Source organism: Rhizobium sp. O111, assembly GCF_055616315.1.
On record NZ_JBSHXL010000002.1, the window covers coordinates 995,065 to 1,020,000 of the forward strand.

The 24,936-nt window shown below is 59.3% G+C and carries 12 protein-coding genes, 1 tRNA gene, 2 rRNA genes and 11 pseudogenes (1 of these 26 only partly in view); 16 read left to right on the forward strand and 10 right to left on the reverse strand.

Annotated elements, in window-relative coordinates; all coding sequences use genetic code 11:
* Nucleotides 1-26: 26 nt before the first annotated feature.
* Together ACVTFQ_RS24180 and ACVTFQ_RS24185 are read left to right on the forward strand one after the other, a co-directional pair.
* Nucleotides 27-827: pseudogene (locus ACVTFQ_RS24180) on the forward strand (DUF1295 domain-containing protein).
* Nucleotides 824-934 (forward strand): annotated as a pseudogene (locus tag ACVTFQ_RS24185) (SAM-dependent methyltransferase); the annotation flags it as partial. The pseudogenes ACVTFQ_RS24180 and ACVTFQ_RS24185, both read left to right, overlap by 4 nt.
* 61 nt (nucleotides 935-995) lie before the next feature.
* On the opposite strand, the pseudogene ACVTFQ_RS24190 reads toward ACVTFQ_RS24185, so the two are convergent.
* From ACVTFQ_RS24190 to ACVTFQ_RS24200, 3 pseudogenes are all read right to left on the reverse strand, one after another.
* Nucleotides 996-1,649, reverse strand: a pseudogene (locus ACVTFQ_RS24190) (Ti-type conjugative transfer system protein TraG); the annotation flags it as partial.
* Nucleotides 1,639-1,801 (reverse strand): annotated as a pseudogene (traD, locus tag ACVTFQ_RS24195) (conjugal transfer protein TraD). The pseudogenes traD and ACVTFQ_RS24190, both read right to left, overlap by 11 nt.
* Nucleotides 1,801-1,887, reverse strand: a pseudogene (locus ACVTFQ_RS24200) (conjugal transfer protein TraC); the annotation flags it as partial. The pseudogenes ACVTFQ_RS24200 and traD, both read right to left, overlap by 1 nt.
* Before the next feature lie 253 nt (nucleotides 1,888-2,140).
* Between ACVTFQ_RS24200 and traA the strand changes: the two are divergent.
* On the forward strand, nucleotides 2,141-5,722 hold the full coding sequence (gene traA / locus ACVTFQ_RS24205; protein ID WP_470424035.1) for a Ti-type conjugative transfer relaxase TraA: 3,582 nt from the start codon (nucleotides 2,141-2,143) through the stop codon (nucleotides 5,720-5,722).
* A 1,013-nt stretch (nucleotides 5,723-6,735) separates the two neighbouring features.
* Here the strand turns inward: traA and ACVTFQ_RS24210 are convergent.
* Nucleotides 6,736-7,605 (reverse strand): annotated as a pseudogene (locus ACVTFQ_RS24210) (LysR family transcriptional regulator); the annotation flags it as partial.
* 220 nt (nucleotides 7,606-7,825) lie between these two features.
* On the opposite strand from ACVTFQ_RS24210, the gene ACVTFQ_RS24215 reads away from it, so the two are divergent.
* A complete protein-coding gene (locus ACVTFQ_RS24215) occupies nucleotides 7,826-8,071 on the forward strand; it encodes a helix-turn-helix domain-containing protein (RefSeq protein WP_113178745.1) in 246 nt (81 codons plus the stop codon).
* A 78-nt stretch (nucleotides 8,072-8,149) separates the two neighbouring features.
* Here ACVTFQ_RS24215 and ACVTFQ_RS24220 read toward each other — a convergent pair.
* Nucleotides 8,150-8,284, reverse strand: a pseudogene (locus ACVTFQ_RS24220) (HlyD family type I secretion periplasmic adaptor subunit); the annotation flags it as partial.
* A 560-nt stretch (nucleotides 8,285-8,844) separates the two neighbouring features.
* Here ACVTFQ_RS24220 and ACVTFQ_RS24225 point away from each other — a divergent pair.
* From ACVTFQ_RS24225 to ACVTFQ_RS24265, 9 genes and pseudogenes are all read left to right on the forward strand, one after another.
* Nucleotides 8,845-9,099 (forward strand): annotated as a pseudogene (locus ACVTFQ_RS24225) (IS110 family transposase); the annotation flags it as partial.
* Nucleotides 9,100-9,256: 157 nt separating this feature from the next.
* Entirely contained in the window at nucleotides 9,257-10,486 is a 1,230-nt protein-coding gene (locus ACVTFQ_RS24230; RefSeq protein ID WP_269704327.1) for a site-specific integrase, read from the forward strand.
* Entirely contained in the window at nucleotides 10,483-11,850 is a 1,368-nt protein-coding gene (locus ACVTFQ_RS24235; protein ID WP_269704329.1) for a tyrosine-type recombinase/integrase, read from the forward strand. The genes ACVTFQ_RS24230 and ACVTFQ_RS24235 overlap by 4 nt, the downstream gene beginning before the upstream one ends.
* Nucleotides 11,847-12,851 carry a site-specific integrase gene (locus ACVTFQ_RS24240; RefSeq protein ID WP_269704331.1) on the forward strand — a complete coding sequence of 335 codons (1,005 nt, stop codon included), beginning with the start codon at nucleotides 11,847-11,849 and terminating at the stop codon, nucleotides 12,849-12,851. The genes ACVTFQ_RS24235 and ACVTFQ_RS24240 overlap by 4 nt, the downstream gene beginning before the upstream one ends.
* Nucleotides 12,852-12,935: 84 nt before the next feature.
* A pseudogene (locus tag ACVTFQ_RS24245) lies at nucleotides 12,936-13,712 on the forward strand (IS110 family RNA-guided transposase); the annotation flags it as partial.
* Nucleotides 13,713-14,085: 373 nt separating this feature from the next.
* On the forward strand, nucleotides 14,086-14,448 hold the full coding sequence (gene tnpA, locus ACVTFQ_RS24250; RefSeq protein WP_112946149.1) for an IS66-like element accessory protein TnpA: 363 nt from the start codon (nucleotides 14,086-14,088) through the stop codon (nucleotides 14,446-14,448).
* Nucleotides 14,445-14,792 carry an IS66 family insertion sequence element accessory protein TnpB gene (gene tnpB / locus ACVTFQ_RS24255; RefSeq protein ID WP_470424036.1) on the forward strand — a complete coding sequence of 116 codons (348 nt, stop codon included), beginning with the start codon at nucleotides 14,445-14,447 and terminating at the stop codon, nucleotides 14,790-14,792. Before tnpA ends, tnpB begins: the two co-directional genes overlap by 4 nt.
* A 72-nt stretch (nucleotides 14,793-14,864) precedes the next feature.
* Entirely contained in the window at nucleotides 14,865-16,430 is a 1,566-nt protein-coding gene (gene tnpC, locus ACVTFQ_RS24260) for an IS66 family transposase (protein WP_470424037.1), read from the forward strand.
* Complete coding sequence (locus ACVTFQ_RS24265; RefSeq protein WP_112946152.1) at nucleotides 16,430-16,735, forward strand: hypothetical protein; 306 nt, start codon at nucleotides 16,430-16,432, stop codon at nucleotides 16,733-16,735. Before tnpC ends, ACVTFQ_RS24265 begins: the two co-directional genes overlap by 1 nt.
* Nucleotides 16,736-17,049: 314 nt before the next feature.
* Here ACVTFQ_RS24265 and ACVTFQ_RS24270 read toward each other — a convergent pair.
* Nucleotides 17,050-17,826: pseudogene (locus ACVTFQ_RS24270) on the reverse strand (IS110 family RNA-guided transposase); the annotation flags it as partial.
* Nucleotides 17,827-17,957: 131 nt separating this feature from the next.
* On the opposite strand from ACVTFQ_RS24270, the gene ACVTFQ_RS24275 reads away from it, so the two are divergent.
* The 3 genes from ACVTFQ_RS24275 to ACVTFQ_RS24285 are packed head-to-tail and all read left to right on the forward strand — an operon-like array spanning nucleotide 17,958 to nucleotide 21,552.
* On the forward strand, nucleotides 17,958-19,187 hold the full coding sequence (locus tag ACVTFQ_RS24275; RefSeq protein ID WP_269704327.1) for a site-specific integrase: 1,230 nt from the start codon (nucleotides 17,958-17,960) through the stop codon (nucleotides 19,185-19,187).
* Nucleotides 19,184-20,551, forward strand: a complete 1,368-nt coding sequence (locus ACVTFQ_RS24280) for a tyrosine-type recombinase/integrase (protein WP_269704329.1) — start codon at nucleotides 19,184-19,186, stop codon at nucleotides 20,549-20,551. The genes ACVTFQ_RS24275 and ACVTFQ_RS24280 overlap by 4 nt, the downstream gene beginning before the upstream one ends.
* Entirely contained in the window at nucleotides 20,548-21,552 is a 1,005-nt protein-coding gene (locus ACVTFQ_RS24285) for a site-specific integrase (protein ID WP_269704331.1), read from the forward strand. The genes ACVTFQ_RS24280 and ACVTFQ_RS24285 overlap by 4 nt, the downstream gene beginning before the upstream one ends.
* Nucleotides 21,553-21,662: 110 nt before the next feature.
* Here the strand turns inward: ACVTFQ_RS24285 and ACVTFQ_RS24290 are convergent.
* From ACVTFQ_RS24290 to ACVTFQ_RS24305, 4 genes and pseudogenes are all read right to left on the reverse strand, one after another.
* A pseudogene (locus ACVTFQ_RS24290) lies at nucleotides 21,663-21,917 on the reverse strand (IS110 family transposase); the annotation flags it as partial.
* 151 nt (nucleotides 21,918-22,068) lie between these two features.
* A tRNA-Met gene (locus ACVTFQ_RS24295) sits at nucleotides 22,069-22,145 on the reverse strand.
* Nucleotides 22,146-22,322: 177 nt separating this feature from the next.
* Nucleotides 22,323-22,437: ribosomal RNA gene (rrf, locus tag ACVTFQ_RS24300) — 5S ribosomal RNA — on the reverse strand.
* A 103-nt stretch (nucleotides 22,438-22,540) separates the two neighbouring features.
* A 23S ribosomal RNA gene (locus ACVTFQ_RS24305) occupies nucleotides 22,541-24,936 on the reverse strand; it runs 405 nt beyond the window's last position.

Consider the following 24,936-nt stretch of genomic DNA (forward strand, 5'->3'; position numbering starts at 1 on the left):
ACTTTCGGGTCCACACGGGAGGGCTGATGGACATTCTGCTCCTGATCGTCATCGCAATCTGGTTGTCGCTGGCCATGGCCGGCGCGTGGGCGATACAGCGCAGCAGCGGACAAAGTGGGTGGATCGATACAATATGGTCGGCCGCCGTGGGTGTCGGAGGCGTGGTCGCTGCCTCGTTCGCCGGTGGTGACTTCGACCGCCGTGTCGCCCTCTTGATCGTGATCTGCGCCTGGTCACTAAGGCTCGCAAGCCATATCGGCTCGCGCACCAGAGGTGGTGGCGAAGATCCTCGCTAAGCGAAATTCATCGAAGACTGGGGCGACGGCGCAGCCTGGCGGCTGTTCGTCTTCCTGCAGATACAGGCATTGGCCGCGTTCGTCCTCGTCCTGGCCGTCTATCTCGCCGCAGCCAATGACCGGCCGTTTCCAGGCGCCATCGACGCTCTGGCCATGCTGCTCGCCATCGTCGCGCTGGGCGGCGAAGCCCTGTCCGACGTCCAGCTCGCCCGCTTCCGAAAGACGCCCGAGGCAAAGACGGAAGTCTGTGAGGTCGGGCTCTGGCGGTATTCAAGACATCCCAACTACTTCTTCGAATGGCTTTTCTGGTGTTGCTGGCCGCTGTTTACATCGACCGGATCGATATGGAACTGGCTGTCCCTGCTCGCGCCACTCATGATGTACTGGCTGCTGGTTCACGTCTCCGGCGTTCCACCTCTCGAAGAGCACATGCTGCGCTCGCGCGGCGACAAATTCCGTGCCCTGCAGCGCCAGGTCAACGCCTTCTTCCCAGGTCCTCGCAAATCCACCCTTCCAGGAGATCAACAATGAACATGCTGGCATTCGCCATCAACACTGCCGAGCGCGCGCCACTCACCGACGCAATGACACTGGCCGGCATCGACTTTCTCTGCGCGCGCACCAAGCGCAAGCTCGCGACGACGTCGTCTTGAAACCACCCGAGCCTGCGAACACGATCCCGTGCGACGAACCGAACGAGCCGTCAAAACACAAGAGCGGAGCGGAGCCACCCTTGCCCCAGGTCGTTGGCATGTCTGGTCGGAACGACGTCGCCGCTGGATCGTCCCGGTCGACACGATAACGCTCGCCGATGACGATCCCGCCCGTTTCCGCGAAGAGCTTCTCCGCCTCCCTCATCATCATCCAGTACGCCTCGCCGTGCAGCGCGCGCTTGCCCCGGATCCGTCGCGGCTCGCTTCGCGCGAACGCCGCATTGCCCATCCTGGCGACGCGCAGGGGGAAGAATGTGGTGAGCAGTGCCGCGCACGCTCCCGCGATGGTCGAAGGATCGGCATAGGACAGAAGCGTCCTTCCGGGGACCTCGCCGGCGAATGCCAGCAGGCGCAATCCCTCCCTGATCGCCGCGACAACGATCACGCCGAGGCCACCCACGGCAACACTCCAACCGGCCGTCTTGACGTTGATCGATCCCCTGGTTCCGAAGGGTAACAGGAGACCGCTGGCGCCAGCGAGCGCATAGGGCAATGCCAGCCCAATCCGCCCAAGGAACAGCTCTGCCTGATCGGTCGTTGCGAACGTCGAGAGCCACCGTTCGATGCGGGGCAGGCTTAGGCAAACAGCGATCATGGCGACGACCGGAATGCTCGTGTCCAAAAACTTCTTAGGCGTCATCTGAAGATGCCTTCGCACCGAGTTCACTCAGGCGGGTTCGCGCCGCCTCGTCAGCCTTGATCCGCTGGGAAGCATCGATCAGCAGCCCGAGCAAGAGCCCGCGCTTTTTCGTAGCCCATGCCTGCCCTGACGATCAGGCCGCCGAGCTCGATCTTCTCCCGCGCGTCGTTTCGGCCTGCTTGAGTTGCTCCTGCAGGCGAGCAATCTCTTCCCGGATTTTGGCGGTTGGCTTCTTCATGGGCGCCGGTTCCTCGTGGCTTTCAGTCCGATGAAACTGAAGCTTGCCCCGAATTTTCCCTCGCTGGAAAGGTGCAATGTTGCACCTCGCCAAAGCGCCAGCTTTCGGCGAATGATCCCGCCGTTCCGAAGGAGCGGATCCAAGGGCGCAATTATACGTCGCTGACGCGACGCCTTGCTTTCAGCCCCTGGCGGGGCCCTCCGCTCCCGACGAACAGTCTGATCGTGTTCGATCTTAGGAGCTCGTTATCGTCGTGGCGGTCCCGCATTTCTCAGTCAGCATCGTTGCTCGCGGCTCCGGCCGCAGCGCCGTGCTGTCGGCGGCCTACCGGCATTGCGCCAAGATGGAATTCGACCGGGAAGCCAGGACGATCGACTATTCCCGCAAGCAAGGGCTGCTGCATGAGGAGTTCGTCGTTCCCGAGGACGCGCCGCAATGGCTGCGGGAGATGATCGCCGATCGTTCGGTCTCAGGTGCCTCGGAGACCTTCTGGAACAAGGTCGAGGCCTTCGAGAAGCGCGGCGATGCGCAGCTCGCCAAGGATGTGACCATCGCCCTTCCGATGGAACTCAACGCCAATCAAAACATCGCGCTGGTCCGCGATTTCGTTGAGCGGCACATCACGGCCAAAAGCATGGTTGCCGACTGGGTCTTTCACGATGCTCCCGGCAATCCGCATATCCATCTCATGACCACTTTGCGGCCGCTGACCGAGGACGGGTTCGGCGCCAAGAAGGTCGCGGTTCTCGGGCCGGACGGCAATCCTCTCCGTAACGATGCCGGCAAGATCGCCTATGAGCTTTGGGCCGGCGGAGCCGAGGACTTCAACGCCTTTCGCGATGGATGGTTCGCGCTCCAGAACCAGCATTTGGCGCTCGCCGGTCTCGATATCCGCATCGATGGGCGCTCCTTCGAAAGGCAAGGGATCGAGCTGACACCGACCATCCATCTCGGCGTCGGGACCAAGGCGATCGAGAGGAAAGCTGAGGGAGCGGAGGAGAAGGTCGCGCTCGAGCGGTTGGAACTGCAGGAAGAACGCCGCGCGGAGAACGCCCGGCGGATCCAGCGCGATCCGGAGATCGTGCTCGACCTCATCACCCGCGAGAAAAGCGTCTTCGAGGAACGCGATGTCGCGAAGATCCTCTATCGCTATATCGACGATGCGGCCGTCTTCCAGAACCTGATGGCGCGGATCCTGCGGAGCCCACGGACGCTCCGGCTCGAACGTGAGCATATGGATCTTGTCACCGGCGTCAGGGCAGCGGCGAAGTACACGACACGGGAGCTGATCCGCGTTGAATCCCAGATGGTCAATCAGTCGATCTGGCTGTCGCGGCGATCCTCTCACGCCGTCAAGCCAGCGGTCCTTAACGGTGTCTTTTCCCGGCATGACCGCCTATCGGATGAGCAGAAGACGGCAATCGAACATGTCACTGGTCCCGAGCGGATCGCCGCCGTGATCGGCCGCGCCGGCGCCGGCAAGACGACGATGATGAAGGCGGCGCGCGAAGCCTGGGAGGCTGCCGGATATCGGGTGGTCGGCGGGGCGCTTGCGGGTAAGGCGGCCGAAGGTTTGGAGAAGGAAGCGGGCATTGCCTCCCGTACGCTTTCGGCTTGGGAGCTGCGATGGGATCAGCAGCGAGACCGGCTTGATGACAAGACCATCTTCGTCCTCGACGAGGCCGGCATGGTCTCCTCCCGACAGATGGCGCGCTTCGTCGAAGCGGTGACGACATCAGGTGCGAAGCTCGTCCTGGTCGGCGATCCCGAGCAGCTTCAGCCGATCGAGGCCGGGGCCGCCTTCCGCGCCATTGCCGAGCGGATCGGCTATGCGGAACTCGAGACAATCTACCGTCAGCGCGAACAATGGATGCGCGATGCCTCGCTCGATCTGGCGCGCGGAAACGTCTCGGCCGCGCTCGACGCTTATGCGGATCGCGATATGGTTCGGACCGCCTGGACCAGGGGCGAGGCTATCGCTTCCCTGATCGCTGACTGGGACCGCGAACACGATCCGGCCAAGGCGACCCTGATCCTCGCCCATCGCCGCGTCGATGTGCGGCTGTTGAACGAGATGGCTCGCGGCAAGCTGGTCGAGCGAGGCGTGATCGAGGCCGGTGATGCGTTCAGGACGCAAGACGGCACGAGGCACTTCGCGGCCGGCGATCAGATTGTCTTCCTGAAGAATGAAGGATCGCTGGGCGTCAAGAACGGCATGTTGGCGCGTGTGGTCGAGGCCCAGCCAGGGCGTATTGTCGCTGAGGTCGGCATTGGCGGAGACCGGCGCCAGGTCGTGGTCGAGCAGCGTTTCTACACCAATGTCGATCATGGTTACGCCACCACGGTCCACAAGAGCCAGGGCGCCACCGTCGATCGCGTCAAGGTGCTGGCGTCGAGCACGCTGGACCGACATCTCTCCTATGTCGCCATGACCCGCCACCGCGAGACGGCCGAACTCTATGTCGGCCTGGAAGACTTCGCGCAACGGCGCGGCGGCGTGCTGATCGGTCATGGCATGGCGCCCTACGAACACAAGCCGGGCAACCGGGACAGCTACTATGTGACGCTCGGCCATGCCGATGACCAGGAGCGCACCATCTGGGGTGTCGATCTCGCGCGGGCGATGAATGAAGCGAAAGCCGAGATCGGTGATCGCATCGGCCTCAAGCACGTCGGATCGCAGCGCGTCACGCTTCCAAATGGCAAGGAGGTCGACCGGAATTCCTGGAAGGTCGTGCCGATCGAGGAGCTGGCGATGGCACGACTCCATGAACGGCTCTCGCGGGCCGGATCGAAGGAAACGACGCTCGATTATCAGGACGGTTCGCACTATCGCGCGGCACTGCGATTTGCCGAGGCACGTGGCCTCCATCTCATGAATGTCGCCCGCACGATCGCGCACGACCGGCTGCAATGGACCGTCCGTCAATCGTCGAGGCTCGCCGAGCTTGGCGCACGCCTTGCCGCCGCGGCAGTGGAGCTTGGCCTTGGCGGAGCCAAGTCGAGAGCATCGACGTCGTCCGCAATCAAGGAGGTAGAACCCATGGTCTCAGGTACGACGACCTTCCCCAGATCGATCGCTCAGGCGGTCGAAGACAGGCTCTCGGCCGACCCCGTCCTGAAGGACAGCTGGTCGGCGGTATCTGCTCGCTTCCATTACGTCTTTGCGGATCCTCGGGCCGCTTTCAAGGCGGTCAATGTCGATGCCATGCTGACGAACGGGACATTGGCGGCAACGACGCTTATGCGGATTGCCGAACGGCCGGAAAGCTTTGGCGTGCTGAAGGGCAAGACTGGCCTGTTTGCCGGCAGCACCGAGAAGCAGGCGCGCGATACAGCACTCGTCAACGCGCCAGCCCTTGCCCGCGATCTGCGGGGCTTCATCGCGCAACGGGCGGAGGCTGCCAGCCGCTATGAGGAGGAGGAGCGCGCGGTGCGCACCAAGCTCTCGCTCGATATCCCTGCCCTCTCCGCGTCCGCAAGGCAAGTGCTCGAGCGCGTGCGCGACGCCATCGATCGAAACGATATACCCGCCGGTCTTGAATTTGCCCTGGCGGACAGACAAGTGAAGGCCGAACTCGAGGGGTTTGCCCAGTCGGTGTCGGAGCGCTTCGGAGAACGAACCTTCCTGCCACTCGCGGCAACGACGGCGGACGGGAAGGCGTTCGAGGCGGCGTCGGCGGGAATGCAGCCGGCCCAGAAGAATGAACTACGTTCCGCCTGGGACACGATCCGTACCGTCCAGCAACTGGCCGCGCATGAACGCACAGCGGTGGCGCTCAAGCAGGCGGAAATCATGCGCCAAACCCAGACGAAAGGGTTGTCGCTGAAATGACGTCTCAAGAAAATAAGACCCCTGCCAGCTATTACTCCATCTTAAGCCACGGATCGCTTCTGGCTGAGACCAGCGCACAAAATGCACGCTAGCTTCCTCGCATGGTGACGACAGTTTAGTCTCAGGGTCCGCAGTGGGCTGCCGGCGTTCTTCAAGACAAGTACGTCCCGACGGAAATCGGACCCAACCGTCGCTGACCTCCAAATCATGATCTGCACGGCCCCGGCTCTTCAAGAAGCGTTGGACCGGCGGAGAATTGCTCAGCATGTGCACAAAGTTCAAGGATTCTCGAACCATTCGGGAACAGGATGTCGGTCGAGACGACGAGGACATGGTTTTGACCGAACGACAGCTTGTTGTTGTAACGACCAAAGAAGCTTCGCGTCTTGCGGGCGTCGCGGGACAGGGCTTTCAGAACGGACAAGCGTCCAAGGATCAGCAGATCGGGGAAGGTCGAGGCCGGGGCGCCGGACCCGCACCGGTGTGCTAACCAAACCTTAGTCCACGTGAGGAGACGCCGTAAACGAGAACGGCGAGGAACAGAACCAGGATCCAGAGGCCGACGAACAGAGGCACGCGATTGAGGCTTTTCATCCCGTTCTCGTCAGCAGACTGATTTGAATTTCGAGTTGCAGAGATTGGACAATTATCGTCTCCGCCGGTGAGCTTCGCTTCGTAGGAGAAACAGGGCACGCTGGCGTCTCTGCACGCGTCGCAGATCTCGCCGGTCTCGCGATCCACTATAGGCAGCTTCTTGCTGAAATAATCGACCAACACCTTTCATGTTCAGCCTTCGTCTCTTCGACATGCCATCTCCTCACGTTCGCGCGGAAGTACACGCCAAGGCTGCTGACTGCCTACGCTGAAAAGCTGTCCGGTAAGTCATCGAAATCTGTTGGCAATGCGCAAACCTGATCGTCGCGCAAAGGCCCAGTTGCTGACAGTTACGGAAACATGGATGCGACATCATTTCCAATGCAGTTTTGAGTTCTACCGGTGAGGTGAAGGCAACATCACCCCCGCCGCACCATCGACTTCGCGATCTCGACGATATCATCACGCGATGCCGTCGGATCCTCCTTCGACCAGGCAATGCCAAGCCCGATCTTGAAGTCGATCCCCCTCACCTTCTTGAGCACGAAGCTGCGGTTCGGGATGTCGGTCGTCCACTCCGGTGCAAAGCCGATGCCAAGACCGGCGGAGACGAGAGAGACCAGCGAATAGGTGTCGTCGCAGCTGTAGGCGGCGTTCTTGGTCAGATCGTATTCCTCGAACTTCCCGTTGAAATACCGTTCGGTGTAGGAGAGGTTCTGCCGATTGAAGGCAATGATCTTCTGATCGCGGAGGTCCTCGATCGAGATCTCGTTCAGTGAAGCCAGAGGATTGCTCTCGGCGACCGCCAGAAGATAGCGTTCATGGGCAACGGAGAAGAAGCGCAGCGATCCGATGTTCTCGACCGGCCTGATGAAGCCGAGGTTCAATTGTCCGGTCTCCAGCCCGCGTATAATGTCTCCGGTGTTGCCTGAAGCAATGTGAATGCGGACATCCGGAAACTTTCGGGCGATCTTGCCAAGAAACAGGGGCAACATGCCCATGGTGGCTGGATAGACGGTACCGATCTTGATCTGGCGGATGCGACTGCCGCCTGCGGCCCGTGTCAGCTCGGTCGTCAGTTCCATCTCGCTAAGGATGCGGACAGCACGATCGTAGAAGGTCTCCCCTGCCCTCGTCAGCTCGACCCGCCGTGTGGAGCGGATGAACAGAGGACAGCCGAGCTCCCTCTCCAACGCCATGACATGATTGCTGAGCGCTGGCTGGGCGATGTTCATCTTGATCGCGGCACGACCGAAGTGGAGCTCCTCGGCAACGGCTCGGGGATAGTTGGCGGAGTTCCACGTTTACCCCGCTATGAGAAGAGTGAAGAAAGACGGCAAGCCAGCGTGACGGTTGATAAAGTTCTGCTATTGTCGGAATCAGCCATGATCCGAGCTCCTGACAGCTTAGGTTTTGGCAGGCCGCATGCGGTGGCGAAAACACCGATGCGGCCGCTTGAACCTAAATGTTGCATATGAACGAAAATGTTTCAATGAGAAACTGGAAAATATGAGCGAAATCACCGGGGCTCAGATACGAGCGGCGAGAGCGCTTCTTAAATGGTCGGCAGAAGACCTTGCCGAGACAGCGAGTGTGGGACTTTCAACGATACGACGTGCCGAGGCCGAGAATGGAGTGCCCTCCATCACAGCCGCTAACCTGAAGCTGATTCGAATGACATTGGAAAATGCCGGGGTCTTGTTTCTTTCGAGCGATGGTGGCGGGGTTGGAGTTCGTTTCAAAGAGCCCAACTGATGCGTATTACGACGTCTGATGCCTCCGCCCGATCGGGGCGATCACCATTGCAGAGCCACTTGACTGGCAAATGTCCAATCATTCCTCTCGAAATGCTCGCCCCATCTGGTCAGGGAACGGCTTGGCGAGATACGCGAGCGCCGTACGCTCTCCGGTCTGCACGAACGCTTCCACCGGCATTCCGGCGAGTGGCGCGAGTTCACCAAGTCTGGCCCGCCTCAATATCCGCCGTGACACGCTTGAAGCGAGCATCCTGAGCGGGCTCGACAGGCACCTGATGGAACCGGCGCTGTTCAAGGAGTTCTGCGAAGAATTCACGCGGGAGGTCAAAGAGGCCCGCATGGAAGCCCGCGTTTCGATTGACGCCGCCCAAGCGGGTCGAACGGGAGCACGAGAAGATCCTGGATCTCTAGCTTAACGACGCCCTACCCGTGGAGATGCTCAAGCAGCGCAGCGGCAAGCTCGAAGCTCGGAAGAGGGAACTGAGCGGGCATTCTCGATGGCGCAGACGAACCGCCTCCCCTGCTGCATCCAAACCTCGCCAAGTATTACCACGACGAGATCGCGGCGCTTCACGACCAACTCGGCAATAAAGAGACACGCGCGGGCGCCGCGCATCCTGCAAGAAGGACCCGGCGTTCCTTGCCGAGGCGGACGTGCTTGAAGGGCTGCTTCGTAGTTGCTCAAACGTGAGCGATGGGGTGGACGCTCCCACTCAACAGCACCTTCGTGCCAGAATGGTCGTGTTGGGACCATCACAGGAGAGAGCGTCCATGGAGAAGGTTAGTATAGTCGGCCTGGATTTGGCCAAGAGCATCATCCAAGTTCACGGTGCCAGTGTTGATGGCTCGGTCCTCTTCCGGCGAAAGATTTCGAGTAAGAAATTGCTCGACTTCTTATCGAAGATTGATCCCTGCATAGTTGCAATGGAAGCATGTGCCGGAAGCCACCATTGGGGGCGCGAGATTGCAAAGCTCGGGCACCAGGTCAAATTGATCGCGCCGATCTACGTGAAGCCCTTTGTAAAGTTATGCTCACCTCGCCATAACTTGACTAATCACGAGGTCGTCGTAATGCGGAGGAGCGCGGCCTGATCGGCGGATTTTCGCTGTTTTCCGATCGGCTTGCTTTGCATTATTCGGTGCCGAACCTCTGCGGGTCAATCGACCAACAGAGGACTCGCCAATGCCCTATATCCGTCACGAACTAATTGCCGCACTCAATTCCTCCCTTATCAGTCAGCGATACAGCCCGGTCGTGGTGAGGAATTACTGCACCTACGCATCTGGATTTCTCGATTATCTGGGACAGCGGGGCATCCTGGTCGCAGACGTGATCGACGTGCAGGTAGAGCAATACCTGCGGCACGCGATCGTAAAGTTCGAAAAGGAGCGTGGTCGACGTCCCGGCGCACGCTGGCACGAGGTTCCGCGCTCCGGAATTCATGCGCTGTTGCGACTTGCTCACGGTCAATGGCCGCCAGCAATCGAGCCTATCTGCGCGGCCGATGTGGCCCGATTTGCAGTTTGTGACGAATACGAAATCTGGCTGCGTGAGGAACGCGGGTTGGCTCGCTCCAGCGTCGCAGCGCTGATGTGGGAAGCCCGGAACTTTCTTGCCTGGCAGATCGATTACGGAAGCGGCGGCTTGGCGGGGCTGAGCGTCGTTGACGTAGACCGTTACATGGATCTGCGCGCGCCGAAACTGACGCGCTGCTCGCTGAAGTCTGTCGCAGAGCGGCTTCGCTCGCTGCTGCGATATCTCCACATCACGGGTCGCGTCACAACGGACCTGTCAGGGCATGTGATAGCTCCGACGCTTTATGCATATGAAGGAGTGCCCTCAATCCTGGAGCGAGACCAGATCGCCGCGGTGCTGGAAACCGCGAGGGCGGACAAGACGCCAGCGGGGCTGCGGGACCATGCAATCCTGCAACTCCTTGCAACATATGGGCTACGGTCTGGAGAGATCCGCAATCTGCGGATCGAGGACATCGACTGGCGGACGGAAGCCATCCATGTTCGCCACCACAAGACGCGGGCCAGCACATCGCTGCCCCTGATGGAGCCGGTCGGTGAAGCGTTGCTTGCTTATCTGCGTTCCGGGCGGCCCGTGACGGACGCCAGGGAAATCTTCCTCCGCACGCGCGCGCCCTATCGCAAGCTCGACAAGCTTTACAGCGTGGTTCGCCGGTGGCTCCGTGACGCTGGTGTCCAACCGCCTGGTAAGTGTGGACCCCATATCTTCCGCCATGCGCGCGCTGTTGAGATGTTGCGGGTCGCGGTGCCTCAAAAGGTCATCGGCGACGTGCTGGGGCACCGTTCGACGGGATCGACGGCTCCCTACCTCAAGCTCGCCACCGAGGACCTCAGGGCCATTGCGCTTGACGTGCCGGGAATGGAGGTGCTGGCATGACCGCCCGCTGGCCCGATCCCGACCGCGCGATCATTGACCGCCATGTCGCGATCCTTGATCTGCACAGCATGAAAAGCCGAGCCTGTTATCGGCAGGTCCTGCATGGCTTCCAGGATGTGGCCGAACGTTACGATGCACTCGGTCAGGAAGTGCTGATTGCGTGGCTGCGTAAATCGGCCGAATGCTGGGCAGCGACGACGCGGCTACACCGCACCCGCATCATTGACCGGTTCCTCGAACGCCTGGTGGAAATCGGCGCGATCGAACGCAATCCCGTCACCGCTCTGCGAGATGCGTGCAATATCAAGCAGTGCATGCCCATCTGGCGGGCATTGGCGTCGCGGGATCCGGAACAGGCTCTCGCCGAACTGCGCCAGCCCAGGCCGTTCGGCAGCGTGCTGGGCGAAATGATGGCTGAGCATGTCGCGATGATGCGGCGCAGAGGATACAAATACACTTCGCAGCCCCTGTTGCTCTTGCGGTTCGACCGGTTCCTGCAGCTGCATCCGGGACCGGAGGCCGAACCGCTGAGCGCCATGGTTGATCGATGGGCGGCAACGAATGTCACGCGTCACCAAGTGGAGGAATGCGAAAAGCTCAAACGCGTCTTTGCGAAAATCCTTCGTCACCGCGACCCGTCGATACCTGTGCGGCGACCGGACCCGAGACCGAGGAAGGAGGCGGCCAGGCAATGGCGAAAGGCTCATATCTACTCGCCTGCCGACGTGCGGCGGATGCTCGAGGTTGCCCGCACCTATCCGTCTCCACGGGTGCCGCTTCGGCCGCTGAGCATGTACACAATGCTGCTGCTGGCCTATTGCGCAGGCTTGCGGCGCGGCGAGCTTGCCCGGCTCGATCTTGGTGACGTTGACCTGCGGGACGGTACGGTAACCGTCCGGCAGACCAAGTTCTTCAAGACTCGGATACTGCCGCTTCCCGACAGCGTTGTAGTCGAGCTTCGCGCCTACGTCGATGCACGGCGTCGTGCCGGTGGATCACAGGACGCGCGCTCCGGCTTGTTCTGGCACGAGCGAGGCGACGGTCACTACACGCCGGAAATGATCACGTGGTTGCTCTCTGACGTCATACGTCGCGCTGGGTTGAAGCCATTGCGAGGAAAAGCGGGCCCTCGCGTTCATGACCTGCGCCACTCGATGGTCGTGAACAGAATCCTGGAATGGTACCGGACGGGCATCAACCCGCAGGATCGCCTGCCGTTCCTCGCGACCTATCTCGGCCATAGGGATATCAACTCTACATTGGTCTACATCACCGTCACGCAGGAGCTGCTGCATTACGCGAATGAGCGGTTCCGGGCAGTTGGCGCACCGTGCCTCAGCATGGGGCAGGAGATGCGGCCATGAGCAAGGTTGACCGGTTCCCGGCCCTGCTGCGCGCGTTCTTCTACGAATGGCTGGTCGAGCAGCGCAACGCATCCATCCATACAGTCCGATCATACCGCGATACCTGGCGGTTGTTGCTCCGGTTCGTCGCCCAGCGTACTGGGAAGAAGGTGGCTATGATCACGCTGGCCGATCTGGCCGCCAGCGAGGTCGCCGCGTTCCTCAGTCACGCCGAACATGACCGTGGCGGTACGATCGGCACGCGCAACTGCCGGCTTGCGGCGATCCGCAGCTTCTTCCACTTCGTGGCCACAAGGGATCCTGGATCGATCGCGCAATGCGTGGAAATCCTCAACATACCGATCAAGCGCGCTCCGGTGTCGGAACCGAGCTATCTGGATCCGGCGGAAGTGACGGCGATCCTCGCTCAGCCAGATCGTTCGACCATTGAGGGCATGCGGGATCATGCGCTGCTCTCGTTCCTCTACAACAGCGGCGCACGAATACAGGAAGCGCTCGACCTTTGCCCAGAAGCAATCCGGTTCGAAAGCCCGAGTTGCGTGCGTTTGACCGGTAAGGGACGGAAGGAACGTATCTGTCCGCTCTGGCCAGAAACCGTGATGTTGCTGCGGAAACTGCTTGAACGGCAACCACGGGCGCCCGACCAGCGGCTGTTCGTCAACCGCTATGGCGAGCCGCTCAGCGCCTCCGGGGTCCGGTTCAAGCTCGCCGCCTACGTGAAGGCGGCGGCCGAAACCATGCCAACGCTGCGTGCCAAGCACGTAACGCCACACGCCTTCCGGCACGCCACCGCCGTGCACCTCATCTCGGCCGGCGTCGACATTACGGTCATCCGAAGCTGGCTCGGTCATGTCAGCCTCGACACGACCAACCACTATGCCAGGGCCAATCTGGAAACGAAGCGGAAAGCCCTGGAAAAGGTCGCCGTTCCAGCCACACCCGGCAGCCAGCCATCCTGGAAGCGCGATGCCAGCGTGCTCGCCTGGCTCGACACACTCTGAAATAATGCGGAGGAACATCGACAAGAACGGCGAAAATCCGCCGATCAGGCCGCGCTCCTCCGCATTACGACGACCTCGTGATTAGTGAAGCGACAGAAGAATGACGCGGCCGATGCAGAAGCCATCTGTGAGGCGGCGATGCGGCCAACGATGCGTTTTGTGGCAGTCAAAAGTCAGGAGAAGCAGGCTTCAGCGACGGTATTTAAGGTGCGTGACCTTCTCGTGAGGCAAAAGACGCAAGTTATCAATGCGCTGCGTGGTCTGATGGCAGAGTTTGGCATTACCGTTCCGCAAGGCCCCGCGCATGTCGGTATTCTGATCAGTCAAGTTGAAGGGGATTGCTCAAGCCTGACGGAGGCCGCGCGCGCGCCTTGCTTGGCATTGATTGCAACGTTGCGCGCACTCATGGATAAAGTCCGGGAACTTGATCAGGAGATTGGCCGGAGGGCACGACGGGATGATGTTGCCAAGCGGCTGATGAGCATTCCGGGTATTGGACCTGTCATTGCAACAGCGCTCGAAGCTTTAGCTCCGCCTGCAGAGACTTTTACGCGAGGTCGAGATTTCTCTGCGTGGATGGGTTTGACACCGCGCCAGCACTCATCTGGTGGAAAAGCCCGGCTGGGTAAAACCTCCAAAATGGGGCAGCGTGACCTTCGACGACTGTTGATAATTGGGGCAGCAGCGGTCGTTCGCTGGGCATCAAGGCGCGGAGCGATCGAAGGGTCTTGGTTGTCGCGCATGATTGGCAAAAAGCCGCCAATGCTGATCACCGTTGCACTCGCCAATCGGATGGGGCGGATTGCTTGGGCGCTTATGACAAACGGAGGTCGCTACGAGGAGAAAAGGCTAGCAGCATAAGATCACCTCTGGCGGAGAGGACATCTCACCGTCATTGCGAGTGTAGGCAGGTCGAACGAAGGATATGGACAAACGGTCAAGAGACGGGATTAGGAAAACCAGTTCTACCGGACGGCACCTTGAGTGCGCGTGAGCGTGTTGGACCTGATCTGCGAACTCCCATATGGGCCCGCGACGTTTGAGGTCGCAACGAGAGGCCGGACACACGTCAGCACCCGACCACTGTTCAAGACTGAGTGAAGATTTTGCTTGCATTCGAGGGAGCGTCCACACACGTCCGGTGAGCAGTTTTTGCTGATCGAGCAAATCAGGCGATGTTCTGGACTTAGAACCAGCATTAGTGCTGACATTAATACCAGAACAAAGAGGTTTCATGGTTCGCATGGAGATCATGTCCGGTACCGAGCGCAGACGGCGGTGGTCGGACGAGGCCAAACTGAGGATATTGGCGGAAGCCGATGAACCCGGTGCTCGCATTGGTGACGTGGCTCGCCGGCATGACGTTCATCCCGGCCAGATCCGCTTGTGGCGGCGGTCATTCAGCTATCTTGATCGACCGACGATTTTCCTCCCGGTGGAGATTACCGATGAGGTTGGTGTAAGCCAGCCGTCGACCACGCAACTGAAGTCGGCGGTTGTTGAGATCCTGCTGCGAAACGGTCGGTGCCTGAAGGTTCCGATTGACGTTGAACTGAAGCTGCTTGGCTCGATGGTGGCCTGTCTGGAGGCGGCGTGATCGGACCTTCTGGGAACGTGCGGGTCTTTCTGGCCTGTGGGGTGACGGATATGCGGCGTGGCATTGATGGCCTGTCGGCGCTGGTTGAGACGGTCGTAAAAGAGGCGCCTGGCTCTGGCGCGATCTTCGGCTTCCGCGGCAAGCGCGCTGATCGGATCAAGCTTCTCTGGTGGGACGGTCAGGGGTTCTGCCTGTTCTACAAGATTTTGGAGCGCGGATACTTTCCCTGGCCGACGGCCAAAGATGGCGTGGCGCACCTCACGCAGGCGCAGCTTTCGATGCTCGTCGAGGGGATTGATTGGCGACGCCCGGCGTGGACTTCCGCGCCCGGTCGAACGGGATAAAAGCTATATTTTGCAGATACATCCGGGGTATATTGCTAGCGCGCCAGGGCCAAATCAGCTAGATTTGCGGGTATGGAAACAGCGCCGCCGGACAATCAGGACGAGCTCACTGCTTTGCGCGCACTCGTCGCGGAACAGGCGGCGAAACTTGAGAACCAGGAAGCCGAGGTCAGCAAGCGCGACTCCATAATCGGACTTCTGCGCGCGCAACTGGAACTGCTCCGCCATCGGCAGCATGGCGCTTCCTCTGAGAAGATCGACCGGAAGATCGAGCAATTCGAGCTGATGTTGGAGGAGATCGAGGCCTCTCGCGCCGAGGCTGAAATGCGCTCCGGGAAAGCTCCTCTACCGGAGTTGGACGACGCATCCGAGAAGCCGAAGCGTAAACCATTGCCCGATAGTCTTCCAACCGAAGAACTGGTCTATGCCGCTCCGTGCAATTGCCCGACCTGTGGTGGCACCTCGTTCCTGAAGGCGGCCGACAGGGTGGTTCAGGTGTTGGAGCACGTGCCAGCGTCGGTTAAGATCGTCCGCCATGTCGAAAAGCGCATGATCTGCAGGGATTGCGATACGACAGTAGCTGGCGAGATGCCGACCCTGCCAATCGAGCGCGGCAAACCCGGGCCGGGCCTGCTCGCCCATATCATGGTCGCTAAATTCGACGATCACATTCCCCTCTACCGCCTGTCCGAGATGTACGACCGTTTGGGGATAGACATCTCCCGATCCGTAATGGCTGACTGGGTCGGTCGCGTATCCAGTCTGCTAGCTCCTCTCGTCTCGGCTATCAGGGCCCATATAGCCGCGCTCGATCGAATACACACGGATGATACCCCCGTCGATGTCCTAGACCCCGGGCGGGGCAAGACAAAAACCGGCAGGGTCTGGGTCTACGTCTTTGACGGCAGTGGGTATCAATCCGCCACTCCCGGTGCCGTCGCCTATTACTACAGCCCAGACCGCAAGGGCGCGCATCCGGCTGACCACCTTGCCACCTTCAGCGGCGTCATGCATGCCGACGGCTACGGTGGGTACAAAAAGCTTTACGGCAATCAGATCATTGAAGCCGCCTGTATGGCCCATGTGCGCCGTAAATTCCATGATGTGATCAAGCTGAAGCCATCTCCAATTGCCGAGGAAGCGTTGTCGCGCATTGGAGCACTCTACGATATCGAGAACCGCATCCGCGGAATGTCGGCTGATGAGCGGCGTACCTTGCGCCAACAGCACGCAAGGCCCATTCTGGACGAGCTGAAGGTCTGGATCGAGGCTACACTTTCGACGCTGCCACAGAAGCAGAAGCTAGCTGAAGCGATGCGATATGCTCTCTCGCGGTGGGCTGCGTTGAGCGTTTACATCGACGATGGCCGTGTTGAGATCGACAACAATATAGCCGAGCGCGCCATGAGACCGCTCGGAATCGGAAGAAAGAACTGGCTATTTGCCGGGTCAGACAAGGGCGGTGAGCGCATCGCCAATATCCTCACCATCATTGAGACTGCCAAACTCCATGGTTACAATCCGGAAATCTATCTGAAGGACGTCCTGGCCCGAATCCAGGATCACTCCAAAGATCGAATTGCGCAACTGCTACCCTGGAACTGGATGCCGGCGCGAGACGGATGCCAGGCCGCGTAATGGCACGATCAAGGTTTATCTATACGCTAAAAGAAGTCGCCAGCATGATTGGCGAGAACCTCGAACTCGTCGAGGAGGTGACTGCCAACTCGGACAATATCGCCGAGGGCGAATTGGTTTATGTGCGCGATGGCAGTGAAGATGGCACGAAGGGTCTGACGGAAAGTGGAATTGATGACCTTCGAAGTCTCCTCGCCGATATCAGGACTTGGGATGGCGGGATCCGACAGTTCCTCCTTTATGAGCAATGCGATCCCGAAATGATCGAGCGCGTCATGACCGGCGAAATAAAACGCAGCCTATAGCTCCACTCGCTCGACCGTGCGGAAACAGCTTCGCCGGACGTGTGTGGACGCTCCCTCGAATGCAAGCAAAATCTTCACTCAGTCTTGAACAGTGGTCGGGTGCTGACGTGTGTCCGGCCTCTCGTTGCGACCTCAAACGTCGCGGGCCCATATGGGAGTTCGCAGATCAGGTCCAACACGCTCACGCGCACTCAAGGTGCCGTCCGGTAGAACTGGTTTTCCTAATCCCGTCTCTTGACCGTTTGTCCATATCCTTCGTTCGACCTGCCTACACTCGCAATGACGGTGAGATGTCCTCTCCGCCAGAGGTGATCTTATGCTGCTAGCCTTTTCTCCTCGTAGCGACCTCCGTTTGTCATAAGCGCCCAAGCAATCCGCCCCATCCGATTGGCGAGTGCAACGGTGATCAGCATTGGCGGCTTTTTGCCAATCATGCGCGACAACCAAGACCCTTCGATCGCTCCGCGCCTTGATGCCCAGCGAACGACCGCTGCTGCCCCAATTATCAACAGTCGTCGAAGGTCACGCTGCCCCATTTTGGAGGTTTTACCCAGCCGGGCTTTTCCACCAGATGAGTGCTGGCGCGGTGTCAAACCCATCCACGCAGAGAAATCTCGACCTCGCGTAAAAGTCTCTGCAGGCGGAGCTAAAGCTTCGAGCGCTGTTGCAATGACAGGTCCAATACCCGGAATGCTCATCAGCCGCTTGGCAACATCATCCCGTCGTGCCCTCCGGCCAATCTCCTGATCAAGTTCCCGGACTTTATCCATGAGTGCGCGCAACGTTGCAATCAATGCCAAGCAAGGCGCGCGCGCGGCCTCCGTCAGGCTTGAGCAATCCCCTTCAACTTGACTGATCAGAATACCGACATGCGCGGGGCCTTGCGGAACGGTAATGCCAAACTCTGCCATCAGACCACGCAGCGCATTGATAACTTGCGTCTTTTGCCTCACGAGAAGGTCACGCACCTTAAATACCGTCGCTGAAGCCTGCTTCTCCTGACTTTTGACTGCCACAAAACGCATCGTTGGCCGCATCGCCGCCTCACAGATGGCTTCTGCATCGGCCGCGTCATTCTTCTGTCGCTTCACTAATCACGAGGTCGTCGTAATGCGGAGGAGCGCGGCCTGATCGGCGGATTTTCGCTGTTTTCCGATCGGCTTGCTTTGCATTATTCGGTGCCGAACCTCTGCGGGTCAATCGACCAACAGAGGACTCGCCAATGCCCTATATCCGTCACGAACTAATTGCCGCACTCAATTCCTCCCTTATCAGTCAGCGATACAGCCCGGTCGTGGTGAGGAATTACTGCACCTACGCATCTGGATTTCTCGATTATCTGGGACAGCGGGGCATCCTGGTCGCAGACGTGATCGACGTGCAGGTAGAGCAATACCTGCGGCACGCGATCGTAAAGTTCGAAAAGGAGCGTGGTCGACGTCCCGGCGCACGCTGGCACGAGGTTCCGCGCTCCGGAATTCATGCGCTGTTGCGACTTGCTCACGGTCAATGGCCGCCAGCAATCGAGCCTATCTGCGCGGCCGATGTGGCCCGATTTGCAGTTTGTGACGAATACGAAATCTGGCTGCGTGAGGAACGCGGGTTGGCTCGCTCCAGCGTCGCAGCGCTGATGTGGGAAGCCCGGAACTTTCTTGCCTGGCAGATCGATTACGGAAGCGGCGGCTTGGCGGGGCTGAGCGTCGTTGACGTAGACCGTTACATGGATCTGCGCGCGCCGAAACTGACGCGCTGCTCGCTGAAGTCTGTCGCAGAGCGGCTTCGCTCGCTGCTGCGATATCTCCACATCACGGGTCGCGTCACAACGGACCTGTCAGGGCATGTGATAGCTCCGACGCTTTATGCATATGAAGGAGTGCCCTCAATCCTGGAGCGAGACCAGATCGCCGCGGTGCTGGAAACCGCGAGGGCGGACAAGACGCCAGCGGGGCTGCGGGACCATGCAATCCTGCAACTCCTTGCAACATATGGGCTACGGTCTGGAGAGATCCGCAATCTGCGGATCGAGGACATCGACTGGCGGACGGAAGCCATCCATGTTCGCCACCACAAGACGCGGGCCAGCACATCGCTGCCCCTGATGGAGCCGGTCGGTGAAGCGTTGCTTGCTTATCTGCGTTCCGGGCGGCCCGTGACGGACGCCAGGGAAATCTTCCTCCGCACGCGCGCGCCCTATCGCAAGCTCGACAAGCTTTACAGCGTGGTTCGCCGGTGGCTCCGTGACGCTGGTGTCCAACCGCCTGGTAAGTGTGGACCCCATATCTTCCGCCATGCGCGCGCTGTTGAGATGTTGCGGGTCGCGGTGCCTCAAAAGGTCATCGGCGACGTGCTGGGGCACCGTTCGACGGGATCGACGGCTCCCTACCTCAAGCTCGCCACCGAGGACCTCAGGGCCATTGCGCTTGACGTGCCGGGAATGGAGGTGCTGGCATGACCGCCCGCTGGCCCGATCCCGACCGCGCGATCATTGACCGCCATGTCGCGATCCTTGATCTGCACAGCATGAAAAGCCGAGCCTGTTATCGGCAGGTCCTGCATGGCTTCCAGGATGTGGCCGAACGTTACGATGCACTCGGTCAGGAAGTGCTGATTGCGTGGCTGCGTAAATCGGCCGAATGCTGGGCAGCGACGACGCGGCTACACCGCACCCGCATCATTGACCGGTTCCTCGAACGCCTGGTGGAAATCGGCGCGATCGAACGCAATCCCGTCACCGCTCTGCGAGATGCGTGCAATATCAAGCAGTGCATGCCCATCTGGCGGGCATTGGCGTCGCGGGATCCGGAACAGGCTCTCGCCGAACTGCGCCAGCCCAGGCCGTTCGGCAGCGTGCTGGGCGAAATGATGGCTGAGCATGTCGCGATGATGCGGCGCAGAGGATACAAATACACTTCGCAGCCCCTGTTGCTCTTGCGGTTCGACCGGTTCCTGCAGCTGCATCCGGGACCGGAGGCCGAACCGCTGAGCGCCATGGTTGATCGATGGGCGGCAACGAATGTCACGCGTCACCAAGTGGAGGAATGCGAAAAGCTCAAACGCGTCTTTGCGAAAATCCTTCGTCACCGCGACCCGTCGATACCTGTGCGGCGACCGGACCCGAGACCGAGGAAGGAGGCGGCCAGGCAATGGCGAAAGGCTCATATCTACTCGCCTGCCGACGTGCGGCGGATGCTCGAGGTTGCCCGCACCTATCCGTCTCCACGGGTGCCGCTTCGGCCGCTGAGCATGTACACAATGCTGCTGCTGGCCTATTGCGCAGGCTTGCGGCGCGGCGAGCTTGCCCGGCTCGATCTTGGTGACGTTGACCTGCGGGACGGTACGGTAACCGTCCGGCAGACCAAGTTCTTCAAGACTCGGATACTGCCGCTTCCCGACAGCGTTGTAGTCGAGCTTCGCGCCTACGTCGATGCACGGCGTCGTGCCGGTGGATCACAGGACGCGCGCTCCGGCTTGTTCTGGCACGAGCGAGGCGACGGTCACTACACGCCGGAAATGATCACGTGGTTGCTCTCTGACGTCATACGTCGCGCTGGGTTGAAGCCATTGCGAGGAAAAGCGGGCCCTCGCGTTCATGACCTGCGCCACTCGATGGTCGTGAACAGAATCCTGGAATGGTACCGGACGGGCATCAACCCGCAGGATCGCCTGCCGTTCCTCGCGACCTATCTCGGCCATAGGGATATCAACTCTACATTGGTCTACATCACCGTCACGCAGGAGCTGCTGCATTACGCGAATGAGCGGTTCCGGGCAGTTGGCGCACCGTGCCTCAGCATGGGGCAGGAGATGCGGCCATGAGCAAGGTTGACCGGTTCCCGGCCCTGCTGCGCGCGTTCTTCTACGAATGGCTGGTCGAGCAGCGCAACGCATCCATCCATACAGTCCGATCATACCGCGATACCTGGCGGTTGTTGCTCCGGTTCGTCGCCCAGCGTACTGGGAAGAAGGTGGCTATGATCACGCTGGCCGATCTGGCCGCCAGCGAGGTCGCCGCGTTCCTCAGTCACGCCGAACATGACCGTGGCGGTACGATCGGCACGCGCAACTGCCGGCTTGCGGCGATCCGCAGCTTCTTCCACTTCGTGGCCACAAGGGATCCTGGATCGATCGCGCAATGCGTGGAAATCCTCAACATACCGATCAAGCGCGCTCCGGTGTCGGAACCGAGCTATCTGGATCCGGCGGAAGTGACGGCGATCCTCGCTCAGCCAGATCGTTCGACCATTGAGGGCATGCGGGATCATGCGCTGCTCTCGTTCCTCTACAACAGCGGCGCACGAATACAGGAAGCGCTCGACCTTTGCCCAGAAGCAATCCGGTTCGAAAGCCCGAGTTGCGTGCGTTTGACCGGTAAGGGACGGAAGGAACGTATCTGTCCGCTCTGGCCAGAAACCGTGATGTTGCTGCGGAAACTGCTTGAACGGCAACCACGGGCGCCCGACCAGCGGCTGTTCGTCAACCGCTATGGCGAGCCGCTCAGCGCCTCCGGGGTCCGGTTCAAGCTCGCCGCCTACGTGAAGGCGGCGGCCGAAACCATGCCAACGCTGCGTGCCAAGCACGTAACGCCACACGCCTTCCGGCACGCCACCGCCGTGCACCTCATCTCGGCCGGCGTCGACATTACGGTCATCCGAAGCTGGCTCGGTCATGTCAGCCTCGACACGACCAACCACTATGCCAGGGCCAATCTGGAAACGAAGCGGAAAGCCCTGGAAAAGGTCGCCGTTCCAGCCACACCCGGCAGCCAGCCATCCTGGAAGCGCGATGCCAGCGTGCTCGCCTGGCTCGACACACTCTGAAATAATGCGGAGGAACATCGACAAGAACGGCGAAAATCCGCCGATCAGGCCGCGCTCCTCCGCATTACGACGACCTCGTGATTAGTGAAGTTATGCTCACCTCGCCATAACTTGACAAAGGGCTTCACGTAGATCGGCGCGATCAATTTGACCTGGTGCCCGAGCTTTGCAATCTCGCGCCCCCAATGGTGGCTTCCGGCACATGCTTCCATTGCAACTATGCAGGGATCAATCTTCGATAAGAAGTCGAGCAATTTCTTACTCGAAATCTTTCGCCGGAAGAGGACCGAGCCATCAACACTGGCACCGTGAACTTGGATGATGCTCTTGGCCAAATCCAGGCCGACTATACTAACCTTCTCCATGGACGCTCTCTCCTGTGATGGTCCCAACACGACCATTCTGGCACGAAGGTGCTGTTGAGTGGGAGCGTCCACCCCATCGCTCACGCTCAAACGAGGGCGTGCAAAAAGCAAAAAGCCCACGGTGGGGGCTCTTTCGGATCGCAGGAATCGTTGGTTGCGGGGGCAGGATTTGAACCTGCGGCCTTCAGGTTATGAGCCTGACGAGCTACCGGGCTGCTCCACCCCGCGCCAAGTGCAAAACCCTTTGGGTTTTGTTCCTGTAAGGGACGCACCATTATAGACCAGGTGCGTCTAAGTTTCATTCTGTATGTTCGAACCAGCAAAAGCAAAAGGCCGCTTGCGCGGCCCGATGTTTTCGGCGTGGGCCGAGGATGTGATGAGAAGATTTTATGTTGCGTTTAGCAGACCTGGCAGCGACCGACTCTCCCGCGTCTTAAGACGAAGTACCATAGGCGCAGGGGCGTTTCACGGCCGTGTTCGGAATGGGAACGGGTGCAGCCGCCCCGCCATAACCACCAGGTCAGCGAAGCGCAACGATGAGAAGCTGGTGAGGCCGGTTAGGCCTCGTTTTTAGTCTTGAACACGCCTTGGCGTCATCTGTTTGATGAGCATAAGCAATGAGAACAATTAAGCCGATCGAGCTATTAGTAACGGTAAGCTTCACACATTGCTGCGCTTCCACACCCGTCCTATCAACGTGGTCGTCTTCCACGGCTCTGATAGGGAATACTCGTTTTCAGGTTGGTTTCCCGCTTAGATGCCTTCAGCGGTTATCCATTCCATATGTAGCTACCCTGCTATGCCGTTGGCACGACAACAGGTCCACCAGAGATATGTCCATCCCGGTCCTCTCGTACTAGGGACAGATCCTGTCAATATTCCTACACCCACGGCAGATAGGGACCGAACTGTCTCACGACGTTCTGAACCCAGCTCACGTACCGCTTTAATTGGCGAACAGCCAAACCCTTGGGACCTGCTCCAGCCCCAGGATGCGATGAGCCGACATCGAGGTGCCAAACAACCCCGTCGATATGGACTCTTGGGGGTCATCAGCCTGTTATCCCCGGCGTACCTTTTATCCGTTGAGCGATGGCCCTTCCACGCGGGACCACCGGATCACTATGACCGACTTTCGTCTCTGCTCGACTTGTCAGTCTCGCAGTCAGGCGGGCTTATGCCATTGCACTCGACGACCGATTTCCGACCGGTCTGAGCCCACCATCGCGCGCCTCCGTTACTCTTTCGGAGGCGACCGCCCCAGTCAAACTACCCACCATACACTGTCCCGGATCCGGATAACGGACCGCGGTTAGACATCCATGACGATAAGGGTGGTATTTCAAGGATGGCTCCACAGAAACTGGCGTCCCTGCTTCAAAGCCTACCACCTATCCTACACATGCCGACACGAATGCCAGTGTAAAGCTATAGTAAAGGTGCACGGGGTCTTTCCGTCTGACCGCAGGAACCCCGCATCTTCACGGGGAATTCAATTTCACTGAGTCTATGTTGGAGACAGCGGGGAAGTCGTTACGCCATTCGTGCAGGTCGGAACTTACCCGACAAGGAATTTCGCTACCTTAGGACCGTTATAGTTACGGCCGCCGTTTACTGGGGCTTCAGTTCAAAGCTTGCACCTCTCCCTTTAACCTTCCAGCACCGGGCAGGCGTCAGACCCTATACGTCGTCTTGCGACTTCGCAGAGCCCTGTGTTTTTGATAAACAGTCGCTACCCCCTGGTCTGTGCCACCCCATCACACTTGCGTACAATGGGGTCACGCTTCTTCCGAAGTTACGCGTGCAATTTGCCGAGTTCCTTCAACATAGTTCTCTCAAGCGCCTTGGTATACTCTACCTGACCACCTGTGTCGGTTTCGGGTACGGTCTATAATGATGGAGCTATTTCCTGGAACCGCTTCCCTGCACCCACAATCCAATAAGTGAATACAAGTTACGCAATCCGTCACTACCACCAGGCCCACGAATATTAACGTGGTTCCCATCGACTACGCGTTTCCGCCTCGCCTTAGGGGCCGGCTAACCCTGCTCAGATTAACTTTAAGCAGGAACCCTTGGTCTTTCGGCGAGAGGGTCTCTCACCCTCTTTATCGTTACTCATGTCAACATTCGCACTTCCGATACCTCCAGGATGTCTCACGACTGTCCCTTCACAGGCTTACGGAACGCTCCGCTACCACGTGCATTACTGCACATCCTCAGCTTCGGTGCATGGCTTCAGCCCCGTTACATTTTCGGCGCAAAGACCCTTATTTAGACCAGTGAGCTGTTACGCTTTCTTTAAATGATGGCTGCTTCTAAGCCAACATCCTGGTTGTTTTGGGATCCTCACATCCTTTCCCACTTAGCCATGACTTGGGGACCTTAGCTGGAGGTTAGGGTTGTTGCCCTTTTCACGACGGACGTTAGCACCCGCCGTGTGTCTGCCGAGTAGTACTCCCGGGTATTCGGAGTTTGGTTAGGATCAGTAAGACGGTGAGTCCCCATAGCCCATCCAGTGCTCTACCCCCCGGGGTATTCGCTCGACGCTCTACCTAAATAGATTTCGCGGAGAACCAGCTATTTCCGAGTTTGATTGGCCTTTCACCCCTAACCACAAGTCATCCCAATCTATTGCAACAGATGCGGGTTCGGTCCTCCAGTTGGTGTTACCCAACCTTCAACCTGCTCATGGCTAGATCACTCGGTTTCGGGTCTAATGCAACAAACTAAATCGCCCTATTCAGACTCGCTTTCGCTTCGCCTACACCTACCGGCTTAAGCTTGCTTGTTACACTAAGTCGTTGACCCATTATACAAAAGGTACGCCGTCACCCTTGCGGGCTCCGACTGTTTGTAGGCATCCGGTTTCAGGTTCTATTTCACTCCCCTTGTCGGGGTGCTTTTCACCTTTCCCTCACGGTACTTGTTCGCTATCGGTCATGCACGAGTACTTAGGCTTGGATAGTGGTCTACCCACGTTCAGACAGGGTTTCACGTGCCCCGCCCTACTCTAGGA